Origin of the sequence: Massiliimicrobium timonense, from assembly GCF_002160865.1 — a bacterium.
In the GTDB taxonomy this organism is placed as follows: domain Bacteria; phylum Bacillota_I; class Bacilli_A; order Erysipelotrichales; family Coprobacillaceae; genus Allocoprobacillus.
Genome location: NZ_NFLJ01000020.1, coordinates 18,724 through 40,381 on the forward strand (window position 1 = coordinate 18,724; position 21,658 = coordinate 40,381).

The 21,658-nt window shown below is 31.2% G+C and carries 24 protein-coding genes, 2 tRNA genes and 1 other annotated feature; of the genes, 6 read left to right on the forward strand and 20 right to left on the reverse strand.

The window, feature by feature from the left end:
- Window positions 1–13: 13 nt before the first annotated feature.
- Window positions 14–391, reverse strand: coding sequence for a DUF3795 domain-containing protein (locus B5E75_RS07845; protein WP_087358198.1), 378 nt, complete (start codon window positions 389–391; stop codon window positions 14–16).
- 140 nt (window positions 392–531) lie between these two features.
- On the opposite strand from B5E75_RS07845, the gene B5E75_RS07850 reads away from it, so the two are divergent.
- Window positions 532–885 (forward strand): hypothetical protein, encoded by a 354-nt coding sequence (locus tag B5E75_RS07850; RefSeq protein WP_087358199.1) that lies wholly within the window; start codon window positions 532–534, stop codon window positions 883–885.
- A gap of 64 nt (window positions 886–949) precedes the next feature.
- Here B5E75_RS07850 and B5E75_RS07855 read toward each other — a convergent pair.
- A tRNA-Trp gene (locus B5E75_RS07855) sits at window positions 950–1,023 on the reverse strand.
- A 3-nt stretch (window positions 1,024–1,026) separates the two neighbouring features.
- Window positions 1,027–1,102, reverse strand: a tRNA-Glu gene (locus B5E75_RS07860).
- A 99-nt stretch (window positions 1,103–1,201) separates the two neighbouring features.
- On the opposite strand from B5E75_RS07860, the gene B5E75_RS07865 reads away from it, so the two are divergent.
- From B5E75_RS07865 to B5E75_RS07875, 3 genes are all read left to right on the forward strand, one after another.
- Window positions 1,202–1,567: a hypothetical protein gene (locus tag B5E75_RS07865; protein WP_087358200.1), complete on the forward strand. Its 366-nt coding sequence runs from the start codon at window positions 1,202–1,204 to the stop codon at window positions 1,565–1,567.
- 86 nt (window positions 1,568–1,653) lie between these two features.
- Window positions 1,654–1,959, forward strand: a complete 306-nt coding sequence (locus tag B5E75_RS07870) for a hypothetical protein (protein WP_087358201.1) — start codon at window positions 1,654–1,656, stop codon at window positions 1,957–1,959.
- Entirely contained in the window at window positions 1,959–2,480 is a 522-nt protein-coding gene (locus tag B5E75_RS07875; protein WP_087358202.1) for a GNAT family N-acetyltransferase, read from the forward strand. The genes B5E75_RS07870 and B5E75_RS07875 overlap by 1 nt, the downstream gene beginning before the upstream one ends.
- A 98-nt stretch (window positions 2,481–2,578) precedes the next feature.
- On the opposite strand, the gene B5E75_RS07880 is transcribed toward B5E75_RS07875, so the two are convergent.
- Together B5E75_RS07880 and B5E75_RS07885 are read right to left on the reverse strand one after the other, a co-directional pair.
- Window positions 2,579–3,058 (reverse strand): hypothetical protein, encoded by a 480-nt coding sequence (locus tag B5E75_RS07880; protein WP_087358203.1) that lies wholly within the window; start codon window positions 3,056–3,058, stop codon window positions 2,579–2,581.
- 30 nt (window positions 3,059–3,088) lie between these two features.
- Complete coding sequence (locus B5E75_RS07885; protein WP_162607651.1) at window positions 3,089–3,511, reverse strand: hypothetical protein; 423 nt, start codon at window positions 3,509–3,511, stop codon at window positions 3,089–3,091.
- 483 nt (window positions 3,512–3,994) lie between these two features.
- Between B5E75_RS07885 and B5E75_RS07890 the strand changes: the two genes are divergently transcribed.
- Entirely contained in the window at window positions 3,995–6,043 is a 2,049-nt protein-coding gene (locus B5E75_RS07890; RefSeq protein ID WP_087358205.1) for an ABC transporter ATP-binding protein, read from the forward strand.
- Window positions 6,018–7,715 carry an ATP-binding cassette domain-containing protein gene (locus B5E75_RS07895; protein ID WP_162607652.1) on the forward strand — a complete coding sequence of 566 codons (1,698 nt, stop codon included), beginning with the start codon at window positions 6,018–6,020 and terminating at the stop codon, window positions 7,713–7,715. Before B5E75_RS07890 ends, B5E75_RS07895 begins: the two co-directional genes overlap by 26 nt.
- A gap of 56 nt (window positions 7,716–7,771) precedes the next feature.
- On the opposite strand, the gene B5E75_RS07900 is transcribed toward B5E75_RS07895, so the two are convergent.
- From B5E75_RS07900 to B5E75_RS07970, 15 genes are all read right to left on the reverse strand, one after another.
- The gene (locus B5E75_RS07900) at window positions 7,772–9,040 is read right to left on the reverse strand and encodes an L-cysteine desulfidase family protein (protein ID WP_087358207.1); all 1,269 of its coding nucleotides are present in this window, start codon (window positions 9,038–9,040) and stop codon (window positions 7,772–7,774) included.
- Window positions 9,041–9,099: 59 nt separating this feature from the next.
- Entirely contained in the window at window positions 9,100–10,383 is a 1,284-nt protein-coding gene (locus tag B5E75_RS07905; RefSeq protein WP_087358208.1) for a spore germination protein, read from the reverse strand.
- Complete coding sequence (gene spoVAE, locus B5E75_RS07910) at window positions 10,380–10,730, reverse strand: stage V sporulation protein AE (RefSeq protein WP_087358209.1); 351 nt, start codon at window positions 10,728–10,730, stop codon at window positions 10,380–10,382. Before spoVAE ends, B5E75_RS07905 begins: the two co-directional genes overlap by 4 nt.
- Window positions 10,727–11,734 carry a stage V sporulation protein AD gene (gene spoVAD / locus B5E75_RS07915; protein ID WP_087358210.1) on the reverse strand — a complete coding sequence of 336 codons (1,008 nt, stop codon included), beginning with the start codon at window positions 11,732–11,734 and terminating at the stop codon, window positions 10,727–10,729. The genes spoVAE and spoVAD overlap by 4 nt, the downstream gene beginning before the upstream one ends.
- Window positions 11,712–12,155, reverse strand: coding sequence for a stage V sporulation protein AC (gene spoVAC, locus B5E75_RS07920; protein ID WP_087358211.1), 444 nt, complete (start codon window positions 12,153–12,155; stop codon window positions 11,712–11,714). The genes spoVAD and spoVAC overlap by 23 nt, the downstream gene beginning before the upstream one ends.
- A 206-nt stretch (window positions 12,156–12,361) precedes the next feature.
- A complete protein-coding gene (locus B5E75_RS07925) occupies window positions 12,362–13,177 on the reverse strand; it encodes a folate family ECF transporter S component (RefSeq protein WP_087358212.1) in 816 nt (271 codons plus the stop codon).
- A 148-nt stretch (window positions 13,178–13,325) separates the two neighbouring features.
- Window positions 13,326–14,720: a D-2-hydroxyacid dehydrogenase gene (locus tag B5E75_RS07930; protein ID WP_087358213.1), complete on the reverse strand. Its 1,395-nt coding sequence runs from the start codon at window positions 14,718–14,720 to the stop codon at window positions 13,326–13,328.
- The gene (locus B5E75_RS07935) at window positions 14,704–16,173 is read right to left on the reverse strand and encodes a metallophosphoesterase family protein (protein ID WP_087358214.1); all 1,470 of its coding nucleotides are present in this window, start codon (window positions 16,171–16,173) and stop codon (window positions 14,704–14,706) included. Before B5E75_RS07935 ends, B5E75_RS07930 begins: the two co-directional genes overlap by 17 nt.
- A gap of 90 nt (window positions 16,174–16,263) precedes the next feature.
- A complete protein-coding gene (gene asnS, locus B5E75_RS07940; RefSeq protein ID WP_087358215.1) occupies window positions 16,264–17,649 on the reverse strand; it encodes an asparagine--tRNA ligase in 1,386 nt (461 codons plus the stop codon).
- A 37-nt stretch (window positions 17,650–17,686) separates the two neighbouring features.
- Window positions 17,687–17,896 (reverse strand) — a binding site (T-box leader).
- Between the two features lie 38 nt (window positions 17,897–17,934).
- On the reverse strand, window positions 17,935–18,573 hold the full coding sequence (locus tag B5E75_RS07945) for a redox-sensing transcriptional repressor Rex (protein WP_087358216.1): 639 nt from the start codon (window positions 18,571–18,573) through the stop codon (window positions 17,935–17,937).
- A gap of 2 nt (window positions 18,574–18,575) precedes the next feature.
- On the reverse strand, window positions 18,576–19,583 hold the full coding sequence (tsaD, locus tag B5E75_RS07950; RefSeq protein WP_087358217.1) for a tRNA (adenosine(37)-N6)-threonylcarbamoyltransferase complex transferase subunit TsaD: 1,008 nt from the start codon (window positions 19,581–19,583) through the stop codon (window positions 18,576–18,578).
- A complete protein-coding gene (rimI, locus tag B5E75_RS07955) occupies window positions 19,583–20,023 on the reverse strand; it encodes a ribosomal protein S18-alanine N-acetyltransferase (protein ID WP_087358218.1) in 441 nt (146 codons plus the stop codon). Before rimI ends, tsaD begins: the two co-directional genes overlap by 1 nt.
- On the reverse strand, window positions 20,014–20,619 hold the full coding sequence (tsaB, locus tag B5E75_RS07960; protein ID WP_087358219.1) for a tRNA (adenosine(37)-N6)-threonylcarbamoyltransferase complex dimerization subunit type 1 TsaB: 606 nt from the start codon (window positions 20,617–20,619) through the stop codon (window positions 20,014–20,016). Before tsaB ends, rimI begins: the two co-directional genes overlap by 10 nt.
- Window positions 20,607–21,056 carry a tRNA (adenosine(37)-N6)-threonylcarbamoyltransferase complex ATPase subunit type 1 TsaE gene (gene tsaE, locus B5E75_RS07965; RefSeq protein WP_205090121.1) on the reverse strand — a complete coding sequence of 150 codons (450 nt, stop codon included), beginning with the start codon at window positions 21,054–21,056 and terminating at the stop codon, window positions 20,607–20,609. The genes tsaB and tsaE overlap by 13 nt, the downstream gene beginning before the upstream one ends.
- A complete protein-coding gene (locus B5E75_RS07970) occupies window positions 21,040–21,603 on the reverse strand; it encodes a DUF402 domain-containing protein (RefSeq protein ID WP_087358220.1) in 564 nt (187 codons plus the stop codon). The genes tsaE and B5E75_RS07970 overlap by 17 nt, the downstream gene beginning before the upstream one ends.
- Window positions 21,604–21,658: the final 55 nt, after the last annotated feature.

Below are 21,658 nucleotides of genomic sequence, written 5' to 3' on the forward strand. Positions count from 1 at the left end.
ATGGAATTATTCATTATTTAATCCCACTTTGAATAAACTGAATAATTTCTTCTTCTGTATCAAATGCATCATAATCACCAACATGTTGATTTTTATAGTGATATTGGATTCCTTTATCACTATTTTCTTTTAATTTTCTTGCAAGTTCATCTTCTCCATATTGTTGGATATAGTAACAGAATGTTCTGATTCTTAGTTTATATAAAAGACTATCTTCACATGGAAAATCAGGACATTCAAAACAATATTGATAATTTTGAGTTGTACAACATTGATAATTTTTACATATTTCCTTTTCTGGGCATCCACCCTGTTTACAGCCCACGCACTCTTGATTATCTTGACAGTAATCACAAGCCAAACCACAATATCCAAATCCCTTAGTCGTCATGGAATACTACCTCCTTCAAATCATTAACTCACATTTTATCTTAGATTATTTAAACGACATATTCTTGTTATGGAACTGACTTCATTATATAATAATGTAGCCTATAATACATTATTGTATTTTTATAAAGGAGAATCAATATGGAAAATATTATTTTTGTCATCATTAGTGTTCATCTAATCTATTTTATCTTTTGGTTTTTCACAAATAAAATCAAAAATTCACATCTTCAAATAGTAGGAGAATGGGATAATGGATATGAATTTTATGAAACATTAAATCCAATTGATAAAGAAAAATATTGGAAAGAAGATACAAAAAATTTAAACTATTTCTTTTGTGTTCTTCTCTTTTTCATGGAAATTATGTTTTATGGCCTTTATAGAAATTGGACTTCTTTATGGATTTTATCATTAATTATAGGTTTAATAATATCTTCTATTGTTTATATAGTATTGGATAAGAAATTAAAGAAAAAATATATCATAAAATAAAAAAAGCAGGTTCCCCTGCAAACGATATAAAGAAAAAAAGTCGATGCCTCGACTCACTTTTGAATGGCAGGGGTGGCAGGAATCGAACCCGCGTCCACGGTTTTGGAGACCGATGCTCTACCATTGAACCACACCCCTATTTGGTGACCTGTACGGGATTCGAACCCGTGAATGCATGCGTGAAAGGCATGTGAGTTAACCGTTTCTCCAACAGGCCAATTGTTACTGCTTGGTTATAATAACACATAAAATATAGAAAAGCAATAGAAAAAAGAAAGAAATAGTGATATTATAGATAAGTATTGGAGGAAATAAAATGTTTGGTTTTAAAAAGAAAGAAATAATTAAAAGTTTAGATATTAATGAAGGTTATCGTCGTTATTTAAAACATCCTGAACAAATCACAATTATATGTTTAGATGAGATTAAAGATTATGATGATTTACATATTGCTGATGCTCAATGTTTTCCATTTCGTTTATTAGATAAGTTTAAAGAAACTTATCCTGATCAGAACATGAAATATTATTTTTATGCTGTCAATAAAGTTTTTAGTGAAAAAGCATGTAGAAAACTTATGAAACAAGGTTATGATGTTTATGATTTAGGTTCTTTTATGAATTATAGGGAAAAAACAGAAGGACTTTTATCATCAAGAAAAAATAGAAGAAGAAAAAAATAAATAGGATTGATCATCTTTTTTAGCAAAGATGATTTTTTTTATTTTCTATATATATGTTATAATGATGAAAAGGAGATGAATATTTTATGAATTATTGTGAAAATTGTTATCATCTAACCAATCAAGAAAGATGTCCTTATTGCCACTCAGCAGCCTTAAGAGAAGTTCATGATGATGATTATTGTTTTTTGATTACTCAATCAGCTATCTGGTGTGAAGCAATTAAAGAAACACTGGAACAACATCATATTGTTTATGAATGTATTCAAGAGATGGGAAGTGGCTTATCATTAAAAGTCGGACCATATCTTGAAAACTATCATTTTTATGTTCCTTATCATCAATACGCACAGGCACAAGAATTAATGAAACGCTTTGAGGATAGTCAATAATGCAAATAAGCAACAAAGATATTCTTATTCGCAGGGCAACTCAACACGATGCCACACTTTTAACAACTTGGTGGAATGATGGAAAAATCATGGCACATGCTGGTTTTCCTCATGGTATTCACACTTCTGTTGAAGAAGTTATACAACAATTAATAACTGATAATAAAAAAAGACTCATCATTGAATATCAACATCAACCCATTGGTGAAATGTGCTATTTTTCTCATAGTTCTCATTGTGTAGAAATTGGTATTAAAATTTGTGTTTTGAATCTACAAAATCACGGTTTAGGAAAACAAGCTTTAAAACTTCTTATATCATATTTATTTTCTAAAGGATATAAACGTATTATTTTAAGTACTGACCTATCTAATAAACGTGCCCAACATGTTTATGAAACACTCGGTTTTCAAATTTATGATATTCAACATGACTATTGGCAAGATCCACAAGGACAGATGCATTCAGCCATCTTTTATGAACTCTTTCCATCCACATTCATTTCTACAAAAAAGCTGTAACGATATATGAATTCGTTCAGCTTTTTCTATAATTTTCTCAATAATCCTAGAGTTAAATCAAATCATATTTATAAACATTCTTCGCATCTATAATTTCATCATCTATATACTGGAAGTTGAAATAATGCTATATCATCTGTATAAGGTGTATGGAATTTTAAAAAAAGATCCTTTGTATTTTTATGAATAGAATATGCAATTTGAGCTGAATAGGTTTGATTTTTCTTTATGACTTTAGGTTTATTATGAATCAATGAACAATCAATATATTCTATTGTCTGGTCCGCATCATCGATAACATCAAAATTCTTATGATCAATTATAAAATTTTCTTCAATATGATTATTTTGATAGGTCAAATCGATAATCACGATCTCATGATTTAAATAAGTTTGTACTTTTGATATATGATCAATAGTCAAAGTATAGAGTTGTTTATCATTGACTTGAACTCCATATTCTGTTCCAATAGAAAGAGGTTTTTCATTCATTTTTTCATTTCTACCCATAAAATTAACAAATATCATAACAACAATCATTCCTACTAATATAACCGGTATTATTTTCTTTATTTTCACACTTATCTCTCCTTGATCACTCTTTAGTCTTTATTGTTTTAAAGCTTCTTTTATATTTTGTTTATACTCTTCTAATGTTTGACTTGTATCATGAGCTTCTCCTTTTACAATTTCATATGCACCTAAATTTCCACCACAAATCATCTTCACTTGAGAAGCAACAGGTCCTTTATAATCATAAAGATAAAGTATATATTGGTGATTGATTTCAAGTGGTGTAAACATGTCTTGTTCCCTTAAAATAGTGATACTGTCTTTTAATTCAGATTGAGAATATAATATATCCGTCATATGAAATGTGATTTTAACAAAGGAAACGCCTTCATATTCAAACGAAGGACTTATATCTGTAACTGTTCCTTCAAGAATATAAGGTGCCTTGATAAGATCAGCATTATCTAAATAATCTCCTACGACTTTTACAGATGAATAATCAGGAATATGTTTTACCACATTGATCTGTTTATGATAAGAAAAAAATAGCCATATTATAGAAATGAAGATAATCATTATAAAACAAAAAAACCATAACTTTCCCTTTTTGAGCACTCTTTTCATATAACCCCATCCTCTCCTGTATTATTAAAAAGCCACACTCCCATCTTCATTCTCTACTTCATAAATAGAAAATGAAATTTACGCTCGTCTTTCTCTTATGCTTTTATAAAATATGATTTTTTTAAATCACTATTATCTTCTTTCATCATACCTTAAACCACAAGAAATAACAATAAACTCTGCATAAAAAATAAAATCAAGTCTGAAAAACACTTTATCAAGAATATCTTACTAAAAACATTAAATAAAGATTTTTAATCTTTCCTTTCATGCAAAAAAGTGTATTTTATTATGCTTATATTGCCTATTCCTTAAAAAAAATATATGATATAAATAAGAAAAGAAGTTTTAGAATAATATATACAGGTGGTGAAATCAATGAAACTATCACATATTCATAAAGTATATCATAATAAAAACAATGATATTCATGCCTTAAAAGATATCAACTTAACAATTGCTAATCAAGGTTTAACTTATATCATAGGACCTAGTGGATGTGGCAAAACAACATTATTGAATATCATATCTGGTAAAGATAAGGATTATGATGGACAAGTCGAAAATAGTGGTCTTGTAGAATGTGTTGAACAAAATATTCATTTAATAGAAAATATGAGTGTCTTGGATAATTTGTTATTGGTTATCAATGATCAAAATAAAATCATGGAAATGTTGGAACATTTTGAATTAAATGATTTTATACATTCCAAAGTGAAAAAGTTATCTGTAGGTCAGAAAAAAAGAATTCAAATCATACGTTCACTATTAGTTGATTGTGATTATCTTATTTGTGATGAGCCTACATCAGCACTGGACTATGAAAACAGTCATCTTGTGATGGATTTATTACAAGAAATTTCACACAAGAAAAGTGTTATTATAGTCACTCATGAATTAGCTTTGATAGATGAATATGTAGGGCATGTTATTCGTATGGGAAAAGGTGTCATTGAAGAATATCAAGAGATTCAAGATGAGCCTATTACCATGAAAAAGAAGATTTCTTTACATCATATCAAAGAACATTTTTCACTTATTATCAAAATCATTCAAACAAGATATGCGACTTTACTTGTTAAAATATTATTTACTTTTTTTATAGGATGTTTTATTTTTGTAGGTATATCCTTATTCCCCTCTCTTGATCAGATGATTCAGCAAAATGGAAAATGGCAAACACGTGATAATCTCATTATCACTCAAAGCCGTGATCATCAGATGTCTTCAAAAACTGGAGATTTATATGATGACCAAGATATTCAAATTGTTAGAGATAATGTCAATGGCGTTATTGGTTATCAGTTTGGCTGGCAGGCTGCACAAGTGAGTTTTAATTCTGTATTTTATCCAGAAATGTATATTGATGATATCAAAGAAGCCTTATCAACAATGAAACCAGAAGATCAAAATAAAGATTTTTATCAAACATGTTTATCTATATTAGAAAATGATGTCAAATCATATGAAAAGGAAAGTGGTCAATCTTTTCCAAAAGATATTCCTTTATACATGGATTATCGAAATATTGAAACATTTCAAGATGGAGAAGATTCTTCTGTTCTTGATTCGGTGAATTTTTCTGATTATTCATTTGATGTGCAATATTATCAACTGTTTAAAGATTGTCAAATCAATTTATTAGCTGGAAGAATGATGGAAAATAATCAAGAGGTTGTGATTTCACAAAATCTTGCTTTAGAACTTTATAAAGCTAAACATTTAGAAAGCATGGAACAGCTGATTGGTATGAATGAAGTTTTACAATTAAATAAAGGACTATCTGAAGAACTTCAAATTGTAGGTATTGCTTATGCCCAAAATCAAGATGATTATATGATTTTTTTACAGGAAGGAACAATGGAAAACTTATTAAGTCATCATCATATAACCAATAAAGATAAAGTGAAATATCTTTATATATCTTTTATTAGTGATGTTCAAGAAGATGAAACAACTATTGCTCAAAATATTAATCAAGTATTAAACAGTCAAAAAAGTGAATTTGTTGTTTATACAGATTCTATTTTAGTTGATGATTCATCTGTTGAAAATCTTCAATCTCTATATTTCTATTGGCTTATTGGTGGTGGATTCATTGTCTTGATAGCTATTTATATCTTAATATTATTCTTTGATAGAAAACGTTATCGAAAAGAAACTGCTATTTATCAACATTATGGTTATCAGCCATTGATTCTTTATGATGTCATCATTGCATTAAGTTTACTTATTGTTTTTATATTACAAACAATCTTTTCTACAACTCTTTATCATTTCTTTAATACCATTGCAGTTCAATTAGGTTATCCGTTAGTATCATCATCACCCCTTGTATCTTATCTCCTGACTTTCTTGATCACAGCTATTATCATTATTTTTATAGAAGGGGTGAATGCTTATGCAACTCGCACTTCAAAACATTGATAAATCATTTGGAAATCATATTGTTTTTCAAAATCTTTCTTTTGATTTTTCCAATTGTGGATTTTATCTTTTATGTGGGAAAAGTGGAAGTGGAAAATCAACCTTATTAAATATTTCAGCTGGATATGAAGATATCGAGAGTGGTCAAAGAATTGTAGATGCATCTATTCATATCACGAGTATTTTTCAGACCTATGAACTGATTGACGAACTGACAGTATATGAAAACTTAAAAATGATAGAAGATATCTATCATGAAGATGTGTCTATGGATACGATTATGTCACAACTTGGTTTGCAGGAAATTCAAGATCATTACCCTCATGAACTTTCTGCAGGACAACAACAAAGAGTTGGTATAGCAAGAGCCCTCATGCAAAAACCACAAGTTATTATCTGTGATGAACCAACGGAATCATTAGATATAGAAAATAAAAAGATCGTTTTAGATTTACTCAAAAAACTATCAGCAACCTGTGTCGTGATTGTGGCTTCTCATGAACAACAACTGATGTTACCTTATTGTGATTATTGTTATGAAATCAAAGACCATCAACTGCATTGTCTTTTATCATCACCAACCAATAAACTTCCAATACCACCTCAACTACAATATCATCAAAAATCTATTCATCATTATTTTCATCAAATATTTCATAAAAAGATGATGATCATGTCATTGATACTCACATGTCTAGTTTTAATAGAAATGGTATGTGTGCAAATTGATCATTCTTTATTCATGTTAGAACATGGTAAAGATGCTCTTAATTATCAAAGTCTTTATATTACAGATTATCGATCTTCTTTACAAGATATAGATGATTACCATCGCTTGATTCCTTTTCAACCTATAGAAATCAATCATCAACTCAAAAAAGTTAATATTTATCCTTGTCCAGATTCTTCTAGAATACATGATAATGAAATCATTATCAATAAACAACTAGCTGATGCCCTGCAACAACAAGTGGGTTCAACCATTGAATTATCTTATCAACTACAAGAAGAAAGCTATCCTCTCACATTTATTATTAAAGAAATCATTGAAGAAAAAGATGTTCATCAAATGCAAATATATTATTCGTATGATTATTTAATCAATACATTAAAAAACACACCTTATTCTTTAAAATATCCTACTCAATATGATTTATTAACAGATGAAACTTTATCTTATGAAATCATCATTGATGGTGATATTGAACAGGCATATGAACAATATGCAAGTCAAAGCACTCTTTCAGTTTATCATAGTGTCCTTACAGATTGGCTTATCCAACAAAAAGATAATCATTTCTATCATCATATCTTTATTATTGTGGAAATTCTGATTGCCTTTTTGATCTTATGCTTCTTATTTTATGATGTTTTTAAAAACATGAAAAAGAATCAAAAAAATTTATCTATTATGTATTCATTAGGGATTCCTTTATCTTTATTAAAGCATATGTATTTGATTAAACAAGTCAAAATATTATTCATATTTTTCATGATTCCTGTTTTAGAATGCCTTTTGGCTTCGCTCTTTGGTATTGATTTTTCTTTCATCATGATATTATTGATATTAAGTATTATGATTATATATATACTTGTTCTCAAACTTAGACTCCATGCTTTAAAAGTTACACATATATCATCTATATTGAAAATATCTCAAGATGAATCATAATATAAAAACTATCCTGATTGAAATTACATTTTCAAAAAGGATAGTTTTTTACATACTTAACGACACATTAATTTAATAATTTCCTTATCTGTTTCCTTCATTCCATCACGTGATAATTCTCCGATATTACGAATCGTATTTTCGACACCTTTTAAAACAAGTCCTTCGCCATCTTTAAACTCACAGCCATTTTTATACATATAGTATCCTAATATTCCTGCATCCACACTGGCAGCAATCTTTCCAGCACAAGATGGTTTAGCTCCATCACAGATGATTCCTGATACAATCGCTAAACCATTAACCATTGTATGACAGATGGCTTCATAATCACCACCAAGTAAATAGGCAATACCACATCCAGCCCCAATACCAGCACTCACAGCACCACAATAGGCAGATAGTCTTCCAATCCCAGTTTTTTGATGGATTGTACATAAATTGGATACAATCAATGCACGATAAAGTTCTTCCTCTGTTTTCTTGAATTCTCTGGCATAGACAATGACTGGTAGAGATGCAGTCATCCCTTGATTCCCACTTCCTGAATTAATAATGACTGGCATTTCACAGCCACTCATTCTGGCATCACTACCAGCCGCAGCATAAGCTTTTGCTTTAAATTTGACATCATCACCATATGTTTTCAGTATTGTTTGTCCAACACAGGCACCCCAGTGATGATTTAATCCTTCTGTTGCTATTGCAAAATTATAATCAATCTGTCTTTGTAAAAGGTCTTTGACTTGATCGAGTTCAACATTATTCGCAAATTCATAAATATCATGAATATTTAATAAACTGCGATCTGTTAATGATTGATCTGCTGAAGCGACAACTCCCATTTCAAAAACAACATCATGATCTCTTTCAATAAAAACAATATTAGTATGGAAACCAGCAATGCGTACTTTTGCCTGATGTTCTTTTCCAATCAGTTCTACACATATATCTAAAGCACATTCACTCTCTAATGGTGAAATATCTATAGGAATATGTTGTAACCATTCATGCATTTTTTGTTTTTGTTGTTCACTAACTTCAGCAATCACCTCTAAGACTTTTTCTGTTTTTCCGGCAACAATCCCTGCTGCAATACTTGACGCAATTCCTTTAAGTCCTCCCGTATTAGGAACAACAACACTTTTAACATTCTTAATAATATTTCCACTAACTTGCACATGAGCTTTGATGATTTCATCATTTAAAACATCACGACATTTACTGGCACAATAAGCTAATGCAATGGGTTCAGTACATCCCATTGCTGGAACTAATTCTTCTTTTAAAATTTGAATATAATGTTGATAATTCTTTGCTTCCATAATCTTCTCTCCCATTCTTTTCTATTCTACCATTATTTCCAAAAACTGAAAAGAGAGGATTATGCATTTGTTTGATTCTGTTTGGGTTGACGAATGAAAAAACGTAAAAGTTCTCGACCATGAAAAGGATATAAGGGATATAAATAAGATACTCCAAAAGTCTTAATACGAGCTAAAGCTATCCATACAATAAGATTAAAAACAATAAAACCATAAACATTGAAAAACATCATACAAAAAATCATCATGACTTTTATATATTTATTGGTCAGTGATAATTCATAATTTGGTGTTGCAAAACCACCCACCGTACCGATAGCACAAAACATTAAAATATCTTCTGAGAAAAAACCTAATTGAATCGCAAATTCTCCTAATAAAATAGCAGCAATCAATCCCATAGCATTCGATAAAGATTGGGGTGTATGAACGGTTGCTATACGTAAAAGCTCAATAGAAAGTTCGACAATCAGAATTTGTATAAAAAAGGAATAATCCCATTTTAAAAAGGATGAACATAAAGCAAAGATAGGCACAAGATAAATAGATAGGAAAACGGCAACCATACGAATCAAACGGATAAATGTCCCAATTAATGGTGTTTGACGATGTTCTTCGACATGTTCTAAAATTTCAAATAAAGTTGTTGGCAACATGACAACGGAAGATGATGTATCACATAGAATCGCAATATAACCATGTTGAATATGTGTTGCGACAATATCTGGTCTTTCACTATATCTAACCAAAGGAAATGGATTATATCCCTGCTGTAGCAGAACTTCTTCAATAGCACGATCACTCATTATAAATTCTTGTGATTGAACTTGAGAAATACGCTGTAATAATTGATTTAAAACATCATTATTCACTTTATCTTCTAAATAAGCTACAGCTATATCAATTGGATTTTGTGTTCCCATTGTGGTCAAATGAAAACATAATTCTGGTGTCTTGATACGTCGACGAATCAGTCCTGTATTATTTAAAATAGATTCATTAAAACCATCTTTAGCCCCTCGTACACTCTTTTCTGTTTCTGGTTCTTCTATAGAACGATTAGGATAGTTTTTGGTATCCATTAAATAAGTCGTTTCACCATCAAATAAAGCACTATTGCCACCTAACAGGGCTTTTTGTATTTTATCAATATCATTTGTAGAAACAATCACAACATCTCCCATATGAATACAATTCTCTAAATCTTTTCCTTCTTTGCTTTCAATCCCTTCTACCAGTCGAGAAATCAAAACATCGTTAGATAAACTTGCTAAAAAATAAAGATGGACAAGTCTTCCTTTATAATTTAAAATACGATGTTTTAAATCATAAGAATCGTTCATGATTTTGGTTTAAATATCATCGCAGCCAAAAACGCAAAAAGAATAGCTGCACTGATGCCTGCCGCTGTTAAATCAAACATTCCCATCGCAATACCAAAAATACCATATTCTTGCGTAGCTGCCATAGCTCCATGCATTAAAGAATGTCCAAAACTGGTAATGGGAATTAAAGCTCCGGCATGAAAAATATCAACCAGACGATCATAAATATGGAAAAGATCTAAAAAAGAACCTAAGACAACAAATAAACTCGTAATATGTCCCGGAGTTAAACGACTATGATCATAGATAAGCTGTGCAATCAGACAAACAAAACCACTAAATAAAAACGCTAATAGATAATTCATTCTACCGCCTCCAGACTAATGGCATGGGCAATACATGGAATGCTTTCTTTTTGAGCACTCATCATTGGTGACAACAAAGCCCCTGTTGAAACAACGAGAATCCTTTTTAATTTTTTGTCTTTAAGTTGTGGGTACAAAGAACCCATTGTCACTAAAGCACTACAGGCACAGCCACTGCCTCCTTGAAAAACGGGCTGATGAGATAAATCATAAAGCATACAACCACAATCGTTATAACGAACAACGTCTATTTTTTGACGTTGTAACATTTCTTTTAAAATCTGATGTCCATACATTGATAAATCACCTGTCACAACCAAATCATAATCATGAAAACTACGTTTTAAATCTTGAAAATGATTCATCAATGTGTCAAATGCTGCAGGAGCCATCGCACGTCCCATATCATTCGCATCTGTCTGTCCATAATCAATGACACGTCCTAAAGTGATGGCTTCAACTTTCACAAGTTGCTTTTGAGATGTTAGTAAAGTTGCTACTGCTCCGGTTGCTGTAAAGGTTGTTGTTGCTTTCTTTTGTACACCATATTCAACAGGATAACGATATTGCCTTTCTGCCGAAGCATTATGACTTGATACCATTGTCATCACTCTATCAACAAATCCTGCTTCTACAAGCAAAGAACCTAAAGCTAATGATAAAGCAAAACCTGAACAAGCCCCATAAACACCAATAAATGGTTTCATTATTTCTCTAGCTAAATAATTAACAGAAGTGATCTGATTCAATAAATCACTTCCTAAATATAAATCTACATCATGATATTTTAATCGTTCTCTTTTTAAACAGATATCCAAAGCATCTCTTAACATTTTTCTTTCTGCTTTTTCAAATGATTTTTCACCATAGTGATAATCTTGAATACTTTTATCAAAACAGCTGCCTAATGGTCCTAAGTACTCTAAAGGTCCACAGACAGTACCAGAAGATGCGATAAAGACATTTTCTAAAGTGACTGAATTACCCAAAAAGTGTAATGACATAACGTATCACTCCTAACAGGGCAGAACTGACAATTCCATAGGTAATAACTGTTCCTCCTAATTTAAACATGTTACTGCCAATTCCCATAATCAGTCCTTCACTTTGACTATCTATGGCACTTGAGGTCATACTATTTGCAAAACCGGTAATAGGAATGAAAGTTCCTGCTCCGGCTTTTTGTGCTAATTTATCATAAATACCTAATCCCGTTAATAAACAACTGATGAAAACTAATGTAATCGTCATCATGGGTGTTGCTTCTTTTTGACTGATATCATAAACATTCATAAAAAATTCTAAGACACCCTGTGCCAGAATCCCAATAATCCCTCCATAGATAAAAGCAAAAAAAGCATTTTTCATTTTATGCCCAACTGGTTTTAATGTTTCAGCTAACTGATCATATTCTTTATGATCCATTTTCATCACCTCTTTTTTAGTGTTTACATTTTTTGACTTTTCAAACATAATTTTTCAATATCAACATACACTTATTTTGAAAGGAATGAAAAATTTGTCTATGAAAAACATATTAACTCGTCTTTTTGAATATTTTTTTGAGGTTGTTGAAGTCGATGAAGATGGACATGAAATAAAAAAACAACAGGACTCTTAATCCTTGTTGTTTATTTTTCTAAGTGTACCCATATTCTTCTTAAAAATGGGATTAAACTATATCCAATAAATATTTCAATAGGCAATATAGCACATTCTTTCACTACACGAATACATAAAGAAATCGTCCATGGGATATGATACATCATATCCAGCCATAATGGTGTTAAACATAATGTCACAACAATTTCTGTCAGTACTACACACAAAATCCAAGTTGAAAAAGTTTTGGCTTCTTGTGTATTAATCTTACGTTTTAAAAAGAGAATGATCACAACAAAAAGAAGTGATAATAAAAGACATAGTGAAATTAATGTTATTTTATCCTGTAGTTTTAATGAATAAGCCGTATCTGAAATACTAACGACATCTAACTGACTGATATATAAAGAAGCCCCTACTCCTAATATAACAATCAAACCAATCACAATCATTAAAACTTTTGTTGGACTCACTCTTTTAAAGTGAACATGAACCATTGAAGGAATGACACTGACTAAAATTGTTCCTAGTGTAAATCCAAAGAAAGGAAATCCTGTGGGGACAATAATCAATCCTATCACATCACTACATAGCCCAACCAGAAAAGCATAGCTTGGAGATAAAAAATATCCTGCTAACATCAAGGGAATATATTCAAATCCAATCTTTAAACTCTCTGTTCCAAATAAAGGAATCATAATCGCTAATCTTTTACAAATAGCTGTCAAAATAATGAAAATAGCGGCTATCACTAATTTCATCACATTTCCTTTTTCAAAAGGATAAAATTTAAAAACATAAAAACCTAGTGCAATAATAATCATTGCAATTACAACTTGTTCCATAACATCATGCTACATATAACAAATTTTCCTGCTTCATCCTCATTTCTAGTCCACAGGCGTTAATTCCGATTATATTTATATAACCGTACATGCTTTGCTACTAACGTAGACTCCTCCTTCTTTTTTTATTTTTTATATCATACATGATTTATTCATTATTGACAATATTTCTTTCTTCACCTTTTAAAAATGAAAGTATATTTTCATAAACTTCATTGACACAACGTTGTCTAGCTTCAATAGACCCCCAAGCAATATGTGGTGTTAAAATCACTTTATCCATATCCTGTATAGAATAAATCACATCATCTTCTAATAATGGTTCATGTTCAAAAACATCTAAACCAACCCCAGCCAGATGTCCTTCATTTAAAACTTTTACCAAAGCCTTTTCTTCAATAATACCACCACGTCCAACATTAATTAAATAAGCTGTTTTTTTCATCTTTCTTAAAGCTTCTTCATCAAATAAATAATGTGTCTGTTCATTTAAAGGCGCATGAATAGTTATAATATCAGATGTCTTTAATAACGTTTCAAAATCAACTTGCTGGTAATCACTTGTTGCATTTTTGCCACTTGTTGAATAATATTGAACTTTTGCCCCCATCGCCTTAGCAATACCAGCCACTGCCCTTCCAATATGTCCTAATCCAACAATACCCCAAGTCATAGATGACACATCATGAAAAACATCATCAAAATAACTAAAACGTTCACTATGACAATATGCTTTAGACTTCACAAAATGATCATAGGCAACATTCTTTTCAATAAGATGCATTAATAATGCTAAAGTATGTTGAGCAACTGTTGTCGTTGAATAATCTTTAACATTAGCCACCTTGATTCCATGATCATGACAATATTTCAAATCAACATTATTTGTTCCTGTGGCAAATAAACAAATCAGTTTCAAATGCTTTAATCCTTCTAAAACATCTTGATTCATAACATTTTTATTTGTAATGACAATATCAGCCCCTAAGATACGTCCTCTTATTTCAGATTGTTTTGTATCTTCATACATTGTCACTTGCCCAAGTGAACAAAGTTTAGATAAATCAACATCTTTGCCAACAGAAGCACTCTGTAAAACAACAATATGAACATCTTCCTGACGAAGTAAAGTCATAAAATCTTCTAATGATACATCTTGAAATAATTTTCCCAGATGAATGGCTTCATTTAAATCTAAGATATCTGTAGATAAAGCCACACCACACATTGCATTATCCACAATTTCAAATTTTAAAATATGTTGGATCATCGCAACTCCTAATGCTTTAGAAGTCATTGTTTTATCATCATCAATTGTTTCTAAAATATGTTGTTTAAAATGTTTTTCCTGTTGTTCACATTGATAAATACATTCTTGAAGTGATGTATATGATAAAATCTGATCTCTGACCAAATCATGATAAAGAAGTGGCAAAACAACATCATAAAGTTCCAATGGTACTGGTTTTCCATAACCTTTTGTAAAATTATACAGCAATGCTGTTCCTAATTCTTCATCTTTCATTCTATCTACTAGTTTCATCTTCATTTCCTCCCTCAAATAAATAAACTTCAACTCGCTGTCTTTCTGCTTTCGCTTTATCATCATAAAAAATCATACATAGTTTCATTTTTTTCTCTTGAATATCATATTTCATAATATTATATGAAATATAACGACTACGACTTTCTTTTAAACCACCTGTAGCACTACCGGCACCAATATAATAACAGCCATCTACCTCTCTAAAAAAAGGTAAATGCTTATGTCCATGAAATACATAATGTATGTTTCGTTTCTGTAACCATTCAATCAATAACGGTGCATCTACTAAAACCTTTGATGTTTCTACAATTCGATTAATAAATGTTTTTTCATGCCATTTGGTTTTAATAAATTGAGCCTTATCAATAGGATAAACATGATGATGCAACAAAACCAATAAAGTATAGTCTTCCAAATGATCAATTGCTGATAACTCATCATCAATTTCCATTAATTGTCTTTTTCCTATTTTCCCTCTAGCAAGATTTCCTTCACTGGTTGTATCCATTTTAATAATAATAATTTTTTCTTTTTCCAGAACCTTAATATTTTCACCTAACAAATAAGCAATGACTTTACTTTTTTGATTTCTAGCAAAGTTAAATCCATGCACAATCACATCATGATTTCCCAATATAAAAGTCACATTCGCTTTATATCGTTTCTTTAAACTATTCATAAAATCATTGGCTAAATACATATTTTTACGATTAGGAGATTCCATTAAATCGCCTGTAATTAAAATATTCACAGGCCATAATGAAGGAAGTCTTGGCATCAATTCATCTAATGAAGCATAGAGTCTTGCCAATCCTTTTTGACGTTTATTTTTACCTAAATGCAGATCACTTAACTGAATAAAATAAGCGTCATTTTGATAGTGTTGATATATATCAAACAAAGGTAATTGCTGTTCAATAGCCTTTTTGAGTTGAGTGAAATCTTCGATTCGTTTTATAGGAACAAAAACCATCTTCTGTTCTTGAAAAATCAAACATCCCGGCCATGAATCCACATGATTTAAAGCACAGAAGAAAGCAGGAAAAGGATCGAAAAATGATAAATTGTCTTTTTGAAAATGAGTAGAAATCGCATAAAAATAGATGTTTTCATATGTAGGAAAAGATGTCATTTTCAAATTATTTTCATCAAATCCGGGAACATATACAATATGAATTGCTTTTTCATAAGTTTGTGCGATTGTTTCCATTTCTACTGAAAAAGGAATATGTAAAATATGATCAACATCTTCAACTTTCATTAAATAAGATAATAAGGCATATTCATCCTTTGTAATAGATTCTAAAACAGGGCATGAAATATGACGTTGATTTAACCATTGAATAAAACTTTGAAGATAGTCATAGGACATGAGAAAATCACGCATATATGCCAATTCATTACGATAAACAATATTAAAAAAGGTATTGATAAAGAAGATTTCATTCACTGTTCTTTTCACCTCGTAGATTTATTATACTACAAATAAAAATAGAAAAACATGGAAATTCATATTTTTCCATGTTCCTGTCAAATCTTTTTAGAATTTTAAATTTCTTGGTGTTCTTGGGAATGGTTCCACATCACGAATATTTTGCATACCTGTCAAATACATTAAGAAACGATCAAAACCAAGACCGAATCCTGCATGTTTACATCCACCAAATCTTCTTAAATCCATATACCACTGTAATCCTTCTTTTGACATCTGTTTTTCATCCATGATTTTTTCAAGAACATCATATCTTTCTTCACGCTGACTTCCACCAACAAGTTCTCCAATACCTGGTACTAACAAGTCACAGGCTGCAACTGTTTTTCCATCATCATTTAAACGCATATAAAAGGCTTTGATTTCTTTTGGATAATCGGTTAAGAATACTGGTCCACCCACGATTTGTTCACAAATATAGCGTTCATGTTCACTATTGAGGTCCATACCCCATTCAACTTTATTTTCAAATTTGACATCAGCTTTCTTTAAAATATCAATCGCTTCAGTATAAGTCATACGTTTAAATTCACTATTTCTTACATGTGTAATTCTTTGAATACATTCCTTATCAATCATTTGTTCAAAGAACTTCATTTCTTCTGGAGCATTTTCTAAAACATAATCAATACAGTATTTTACCATATCTTCAATTAAATCCATATCATCTTCCAAATCTGCAAAAGCAATTTCTGGTTCAATCATCCAGAATTCACTGGCATGGCGTGATGTATTTGAATTTTCTGCTCTAAATGCTGGTCCAAATGTATAAACATCTCTAAACGCCATACAGAAAGCTTCCACATGTAATTGTCCTGTCACTGTTAAAAAGGCTTCTTTTCCAAAGAAATCTTTACTGAAATCAGTATCATCAATCGTTGTCGCTCTAAACATTTCACCAGCACCTTCACCATCATTACTTGTAATAATAGGTGTATGCACATAGACAAATCCCTGTGACTGGAAAAATTCATGAATCGCCATTGATAAAACACTTCTTAATCTAAAAATAGCATAAAAAGTATTAGCTCGTGGACGAAGATGTGGAATTTCACGCATATATTCAAAAGAATGTCTTTTCTTTTGTAAAGGGAAATCATCATCACAAGCCCCTTCTACAACAACTTGTGTTGCTTCTATTTCAAAAGGCTGCTTAGCCTGTGGTGTTAATTTTAATTTTCCTAAAACACGAATTGCACTTCCCGTACTAATATGTTTCACTTCATCGTAGTTTGTTAAAGTGTCCTGTAAATAAACAATTTGACAGTTTCTAAAGTAAGTTCCATCATTTAAAGCAATAAAACCAACTTTTCCATTATCACGATTTGTACGTACCCAACCATCTAATTCAACATATTCGATACTCTCCGTTTCAAATTCTTCCCCAGATAAAATCATTTCATATAATTCTCTGACTGTCATAAATTCAAACATAACTCTCTCCTCCTTCTTATTAAAAAAGTCGTTCCTCAAAAGGAACGACTATATCGCGGTACCATCCTTATTTGTATTCTTAACAAATACACCCTTTTTAAATAACGCCTCTAAGCGGGATAGTCTACTTTTATTTCTCCTATCCGGTTCATTGAGTGTTCCATATCATTCCCATTTCTTTTGCTTTCACCATCCAAAAGTCGCTCTAAAACTTATGAATGATATGTTCTCAAATCATTACCTGTATATTTATTATTAACATTTTTTCAATAAAATTTCAACACTTTATTCATCATTCACATGCATTTTTAAAACCAGTTCCTGAATAGCCACAACAACATCAACTGTTTGTACGACAACATCATCTCTGACTGTAAAATGTGTATGAGTAAAATCAACAATACCTTTAATACCTAAATCCATCAAACGATCGACTGTTTCCTGAACATTTTCACTGATTGCTAAAATGGCAATTTTACATCCATCAGGAAATGTTTTTTCTAAATCATCAATATGATAAAGTTTAACACCAAAACGTTCTCCAACTTTATTTTGATCTAAATCATAACCACAGACAATCTTTCCTACTGTATATTGCCAACGGTTATATTTTAAAATAGCACTTCCTAAATTACCCACACCAATTAAAATAATAGATTCATCCAAACCTAAACCTAAAACATTATTTAAAATATTAATAATATCTTTTGTATCATAACCTATTCCGCGTTTTCCTAAAGCTTCTTTACTTGTTAAAAAACTGAAGTCACGACGAATCGTTGTATCTAAAATTCCCGTTGCTTCAGATAATTCACTAGATAAAAAATTATTCTTTCCTTCATGTTGCATATTGCGTAAAGCTTTTAAATAAACAGGGAAACGGGACATCGTTGCTTTTGATATTTTATGTTGTTTTTTTTCCATGATTATTCACCAAGACTTTCCATTTCTAAATCATATGATGGTTTCACCATCAAATCAAGCGATGAAAATTGCTGATGTTCATACATAATACGGGCTGCTGAAGCAATCATGGCAGCGTTATCTGTACAATAACGCATAGGTGGAAATAATACTGGAATATCACTACGTTTTGTCAGTGCTTCTCTTAATCCCTGATTGGCACTGACACCTCCAGCAACAATAATTTCTTTGACTTGATAATCCTTTGCTGCTTTCAGTGTTTTCGATACAAGAACATCTACTGCCACCTCTTGAAATGAACATGCTAAATCTTCTGGAACAATGTCTTCTCCTCTTTGAGAAGCATTATGACAAAGATTAATCACAGCTGATTTTAAACCACTAAAAGAAAAATGATAGCTGTCATCATTCATTGGAAGTGGCAATTGATAGCTATGCTTTCCTTCTTTCGCCATGCGATCAATGACTGGCCCACCAGGATAAGGCAAATGCAATACACGTCCTACCTTATCATAAGCTTCACCAATCGCATCGTCTAAAGTTTGTCCAATGACTTCAAATGAAAATTCATGTTTCATATAAACAAGTTCACTATGCCCCCCACTGACAACTAAACACAGACATGGATATTGGATATCCTCTACAAGCTCATTAGCATAAATATGTCCAGCAATATGATGAACTCCAATCAAAGGTTTATGATAAGCTAAAGCCAATGTCTTTGCTGCCTGCATCCCAACATGCAATGAACCAACAAGACCGGGTCCTTTTGTAACAGCAATCGCATCAATATCCTGCATATTGATTTTTGCCTCATTGAGAGCTGTCTTTAAAACCGTAGACACACATTCTACATGCATACGACTAGCAATTTCAGGAACAACACCACCAAATAAACGATGTGTATCAATTTGTGATGCGACCACATTACATAATAATTCACGTTGATCTTTTAAAATGGCTACGGCCATTTCATCACAGCTTGATTCAATCGCTAAAATAAGACTCATTATTTTTCCCTCCTTTTCGTCATTAAATAGGCATCTTCATGATTATCCTGATAATAATCGGGACGAACTGCCTGAACTAAAAATCCATATTTTTGATATAAAGCTATCGCTTTATGATTTGATTTTCTTACTTCTAAACTGATTGTTTCTACATCATCATTCATAACATCTAAAGCATACTGCAAAAGTTTTGCTCCATAACCTTGTGACTGATATCGTTTTTCAACAGCAATTGATGCAATTTGTGCCTGTTCATACATGATCCAGACATCAATGTAACCAATCACTTCTTTTTCTTTTTTGAATACAAAAAGATGTGCAAAAGGATTATGAAATAATTCATATTCAAAATCTTCTTGCGTCCAAGGTGAAGGCATCACATTTTTTTCTAAAAGAACAATAGCCTCAAGATCATCTTCACGACATTTTTCTATAGGCATATCTTTTTAGCCTCAACATCTTTAAGATAACGTGGAACCAAAGCATCCACATTTTCACAAGCAGATTCATTTTTGGCTAATTCATGTAAATGACTAGCTAAATTCACTTCTACATGCTCATATCCTACCACTTCATTTTGTCCTACGACTTGAAAATCTTGATAATTCTGCATAAATTGAGGAAAATCTGCAATTGCCATCATTTGTTCAGAAATTAACGCTTTTCCTTGATCATAGGCACAAACAAAGACTTTTTGACTACGAGCATCAATCACTGATACACATTTTTGTAAACCAGCATAAGCCGCTAAAGATGAAATGGCTTTAATACGAACAGATGAAATCACACTTAATGTTTTTGCGATTGTCAAAGCCACTCTTTCACCGGTATAAGAACCCGGTCCAATGGTAATAACCATTTCATCAACATCCAATAGTTCTTTATGATATTTATTTAACAGTTTTTCCAAATAAGGAATAGCATTTTCTGATTGACGTTTCGATCCCATTTCTTGGATAGCTTCTAAACATTGATCATCTTCATATAAAGCAACCATTAAATATTGATTAGATGTATCCATGATTAATTGCAACATATGTTCATCTCCTTTAATAATTGCTGATATTGTTGACCATGTGCAACAAAAGTCATATGACGAGTCTGATCTTTATTTTTTGTCATATGAATTTCTAATCTATTGTCTGGAAGTATATCTTGAATATACATTGGCCATTCAATGACACAGACACCACCATCTTCAAACATTTCTTCAAATCCCAGTTCTTCATTTTCTCCTTCTAAACGATAAGCATCAAAATGATAGAATGGCACTTTTCCTTGATATTCCTTAACAATCGTAAAAGTAGGTGAATTAATAATCTTTGTCACCCCTAATCCTTTTCCTATTCCTTTTGTAAAAGTTGTTTTCCCAACACCCAATTCTCCTTCTAATGTAATCACAGTATTCGGAAATAAATGTTTTGCCAGTTCTTCTCCAAAATCAATCATATCCTGTTCATTTTGAAAATCCATGATGACCTCTCCTTTTTCTATAATTTCCACTTTGATAATAATGATACCAGTGTTGTGCAAAACCCGGTCTAAAAGGTCCTGACATATTCATCGCCATATCAATCAATTGTGAAAGCTGAAGATGTAATATATCATCCAATTCATCACTATAATTCATAGCAGCTTTATGCTGCTGATATTCTTCTTCATCTAAAATCTTATATTTATAATCAGGAAAAACCTTTAAATCTAAATCATAATCAATATATTTCAAGGCTTCACCATCATATAACGTTGGAGATGCGATATTACAATAAAAATGTACCCCTGTCTTACGAATCATACAAATCACATTATACCATTTTCGCTTAGGGAAATAACATATGGCTGGTTCTCTTGTATACCATTTACGACCATCAGCTTCTGTTACAAGCGTTCTATTGTTGACAACAATAAAATGATGTGGTGTTTCCTCTAAAACAAGCCCTTTATCCCAGCAGCGATGAATACTTCCATCATGTTTATAACAATGAATAAGGATATTTTGACCAACAAATGTCTTATTCATAATCAATAACCTCTTTCTATAACAGAATTATTATACACAAGTTCACCTCTTTTTT

Excerpts from the sequence above, each read along its gene's own strand:
- B5E75_RS07850 (WP_087358199.1), top strand. The coding sequence starts at position 532 with ATGGAAAATATTATTTTTGTCATCATTAGTGTTCATCTAATCTATTTT.
- B5E75_RS07870 (WP_087358201.1), top strand. The coding sequence starts at position 1,654 with ATGAATTATTGTGAAAATTGTTATCATCTAACCAATCAAGAAAGATGT.
- spoVAC (WP_087358211.1), bottom strand. The coding sequence starts at position 12,155 with ATGGATCATAAAGAATATGATCAGTTAGCTGAAACATTAAAACCAGTT.
- asnS (WP_087358215.1), bottom strand. The coding sequence starts at position 17,649 with ATGTTTGAATTTATGACAGTCAGAGAATTATATGAAATGATTTTATCT.
- B5E75_RS07930 (WP_087358213.1), bottom strand. The coding sequence starts at position 14,720 with ATGAAACTAGTAGATAGAATGAAAGATGAAGAATTAGGAACAGCATTG.
- B5E75_RS07900 (WP_087358207.1), bottom strand. The coding sequence starts at position 9,040 with ATGGAAGCAAAGAATTATCAACATTATATTCAAATTTTAAAAGAAGAA.
- B5E75_RS07865 (WP_087358200.1), top strand. The coding sequence starts at position 1,202 with ATGTTTGGTTTTAAAAAGAAAGAAATAATTAAAAGTTTAGATATTAAT.
- B5E75_RS07970 (WP_087358220.1), bottom strand. The coding sequence starts at position 21,603 with ATGAATAAGACATTTGTTGGTCAAAATATCCTTATTCATTGTTATAAA.
- rimI (WP_087358218.1), bottom strand. The coding sequence starts at position 20,023 with ATGCCTATAGAAAAATGTCGTGAAGATGATCTTGAGGCTATTGTTCTT.
- spoVAE (WP_087358209.1), bottom strand. The coding sequence starts at position 10,730 with ATGAATTATCTATTAGCGTTTTTATTTAGTGGTTTTGTTTGTCTGATT.
- B5E75_RS07875 (WP_087358202.1), top strand. The coding sequence starts at position 1,959 with ATGCAAATAAGCAACAAAGATATTCTTATTCGCAGGGCAACTCAACAC.
- B5E75_RS07845 (WP_087358198.1), bottom strand. The coding sequence starts at position 391 with ATGACGACTAAGGGATTTGGATATTGTGGTTTGGCTTGTGATTACTGT.
- tsaD (WP_087358217.1), bottom strand. The coding sequence starts at position 19,583 with ATGAGTCTTATTTTAGCGATTGAATCAAGCTGTGATGAAATGGCCGTA.
- B5E75_RS07945 (WP_087358216.1), bottom strand. The coding sequence starts at position 18,573 with ATGGAAAAAAAACAACATAAAATATCAAAAGCAACGATGTCCCGTTTC.
- B5E75_RS07890 (WP_087358205.1), top strand. The coding sequence starts at position 3,995 with ATGAAACTATCACATATTCATAAAGTATATCATAATAAAAACAATGAT.
- B5E75_RS07905 (WP_087358208.1), bottom strand. The coding sequence starts at position 10,383 with ATGAACGATTCTTATGATTTAAAACATCGTATTTTAAATTATAAAGGA.
- tsaB (WP_087358219.1), bottom strand. The coding sequence starts at position 20,619 with ATGTTGCAATTAATCATGGATACATCTAATCAATATTTAATGGTTGCT.
- spoVAD (WP_087358210.1), bottom strand. The coding sequence starts at position 11,734 with ATGTCATTACACTTTTTGGGTAATTCAGTCACTTTAGAAAATGTCTTT.
- tsaE (WP_205090121.1), bottom strand. The coding sequence starts at position 21,056 with ATGGATTTTCAAAATGAACAGGATATGATTGATTTTGGAGAAGAACTG.
- B5E75_RS07925 (WP_087358212.1), bottom strand. The coding sequence starts at position 13,177 with ATGGAACAAGTTGTAATTGCAATGATTATTATTGCACTAGGTTTTTAT.
- B5E75_RS07895 (WP_162607652.1), top strand. The coding sequence starts at position 6,018 with ATGCAACTCGCACTTCAAAACATTGATAAATCATTTGGAAATCATATT.